The sequence below is a fragment of the Haloarcula sp. JP-Z28 genome (genome assembly GCF_011440255.1).
Lineage (GTDB): Archaea > Halobacteriota > Halobacteria > Halobacteriales > Haloarculaceae > Haloarcula > Haloarcula marismortui.
Genome location: NZ_JAAOHT010000142.1, coordinates 1 through 2,650, shown reverse-complemented (window position 1 = coordinate 2,650; position 2,650 = coordinate 1). Strand labels below are relative to the sequence as shown.

At 51.1% G+C, this 2,650-nt stretch carries 2 protein-coding genes and 1 pseudogene; all 3 read right to left on the bottom strand.

What is annotated here, in order from left to right:
* Nucleotides 1-204: 204 nt before the first annotated feature.
* On the bottom strand, nt 205-1,134 hold the full coding sequence (locus G9463_RS23515; protein ID WP_165897983.1) for a hypothetical protein: 930 nt from the start codon (nt 1,132-1,134) through the stop codon (nt 205-207).
* A complete protein-coding gene (locus tag G9463_RS23510) occupies nt 1,128-1,748 on the bottom strand; it encodes a hypothetical protein (RefSeq protein WP_007187627.1) in 621 nt (206 codons plus the stop codon). Before G9463_RS23510 ends, G9463_RS23515 begins: the two co-directional genes overlap by 7 nt.
* Before the next feature lie 727 nt (nt 1,749-2,475).
* A pseudogene (locus G9463_RS23505) lies at nt 2,476-2,650 on the bottom strand (IS1595 family transposase); the annotation flags it as partial.

The following is a 2,650-nucleotide window of genomic DNA, read 5'->3' as shown; positions in this document are numbered from 1 at the left end:
GTTTGACTAGCTGCCGACACTGCTCAACGAAGTCGAGGAGATCGACTTCCATAGCCAGAATTGATTTCCTCGGCTTCGTCCTTCTAACCCGTGATAACCGCCGATTAGATCGCTATTCAACGCGGCATAATTAACAGGGTTGTAATGCTGAGTGTCAACACATACGAAAGAGCGCTGGTGAGAGCCCGATTGTATCCGACCATACTATTCCACCCCACTTGGATAGATAGTGACGTTCTTCTCGCTTTCATATTGGACGTCAGACCCGACAACACTGACAGTTGCGTTTGCGGCCCAGACGACTGGGGCATGGCACGGATCCGTGCGTGGGGTTAGTTCACACTCCGGAAAACTCGCTGATGATGAGTTTGTCACGATGGCGTACTTTCCGACTGCATTATCCCCGTTAGTAAATTTTACTCGCGATACTGTGTCAAGTTCATCCGTACCATTAAACCTACAACTGTCGTCAGTCACCGACTGACCACGATGGAGGTCGAGGAACAGTCGGCCTCTGCGGGGGGTGCAGAATTGGCTGGCACTTCCAGTGGGGCCAGAAGTTCTAACCGAAAAATTGCTGTCGCTTACCTTGTCAATAGTCAAATTTACAGAGTTAGTCTCGTTTGTTACGTTGGCATGGAACGTGCCGCTTTGACTCTCGCTGGCATTAAGATTGACCACAAACCACCCGAGTTCCCGCTGTGAACCGCTGGAGACTGGAGTCCAATTCGGCGAGCCGTTCTCAAAGGTGCTGTCGCCAGCCTGAACTACACGGCTTCCAAATTTGCTCGAGTCGTTCCGGTAACGGACAGAAACAGACAGCGAACTGGAGGCAGCATACGACTCGCCCAAAGCCGTGCCAAGTCTGGTGACGTTGTTGTTTGCGTATGCCCCTAATTCAGTCGCACTGTGGTCTAAGGTCCGATGATTCACGCGTAAGGTAACGGTTCGAAGTGAGTTCGTAACCTCATTATCGATGGCAACTGGTGACTGGGTCTGGCTTCCGGCCATGCCTGCTTGCGTGTTCTCAACAAAGAGTGTGGTGTTGACGACGACAGCGATACCAACGATAAGAAATGCAAGAGCTATCGCCCCGACAAAAAGCAACTGTGCACGGTCTTTGTGAGTCACCATACGGTGAGGCGCACCTCCACAACGTTGTACACTGGCCCTTCGACCGCATTCGGAATCGGATAGTACGCCTCGCTGGTAGGGTTAGTCTCGTATTCCCAGAGTTCGGCGGTACCAGTCTTACCAGAGGTCAGGGTCTGGTTGTCGTATAGCGTCACGGTGTGGCTCGCAGTCACAGCACCCTCTGCAGGTTGACCGCGGTAGACCATTGGTACTCGGCCACGGCCATCGCTTGCATTTGTATGTAAATATAGAACTTTAATATTGTAGAGTCGCGAATTCCGTGTGAACGTTCTTTTGAGTATCGTTCCAAGTACTTCAGGTGGACTATTAGTTCCGTAGCCAACGCTTGGATTCTGTCCCCCCTCAAACGTCCGAATTTCGGGGACCCAGTAGCGAGTATAGTAGGAGAGGTCTGCCGTCTCATTGCTGTCAACAATTACTAGCGTGTCACTCGCCTGCGCTCGGAGGTCCTCCCGAACCTCGGGGTCAACACCGCTTGATGTGGTGGGCGTGATGATGATCGACTGGAGAGCAAATAGGAGTGCCATGACAACGATGACACTCCCTGCAATGGCCTCCAAGCTGTACGCTTGACCACGGTTCGCACCAAGCATAGTCACCACACCCTCACAATCAGTTGGCAGGCAGGGTCACAGCTGCTGTTTCCAATCGTCACGAGCCGAACAGCTTTACTGAAAGTCCGTCCCGTAGCATCACGCCCTGCAGAAAGGGTGACTCCACTGTCTGTGACAACTGCACCGGACCTAGTGGAGTTTCTAATGGTCACGTTCACCGTTGAAGTGGTTGGAAGGCGATATTGATTCTGAAGCGTATCAACGTCGCTCCCAGCTATTGCTTCTACCAGCGTCGTATTTAGCTGGTTTCCAGCGCCAATAGAGGTATTCATCACGATTTGGTCGGCAACCCGTTTGGCCTGTGCATCCGTGTCCCCACGTGTCCCGTCATCAAACGTTGCCAGCATTGTTGGGAGACCAGCACCCACCACTGCGGTGACAGTCAAAAGAAAGACACTGACACCAAAAACATAATCTTGTAGAGTCTGTCCCCGACTATCTTCGGAAAGGTCTCCAAGAATATATTGTAGAGTGTTCATTCTCAGTGTAGCGTACGCCTACCGTAGGTGGTGGGCATAGCTTTCCTTGCTATATTATACTACTGTTTTTAGTTTTTTTTGATATCAGGACCATTTTTGAGAATAAGATCATATTGGTGTTTATACCACAGTACTCGGTCACCCTGATGATCAGATCGTGTGTAATGAATATCGATCTATAGGATTATTATTTTCCTGAACGCTCTTGTGAAGCACGTTGTTGATTTTCAGAGGGCAGCATCAAGAGCATGTTTGAGCGCTTCGTCACCTGGTTCTCTGTAGAGTTCGCAGCGGAGCTGAAAGGCTCTGAGATACGGTGTTAGCTTGTCCTTTGACACTCCTCGATGGGGCGAGAGCCACCGTCGCGTCAGCGACGCGTGGCTCTCGCAACCGTTGACGTGT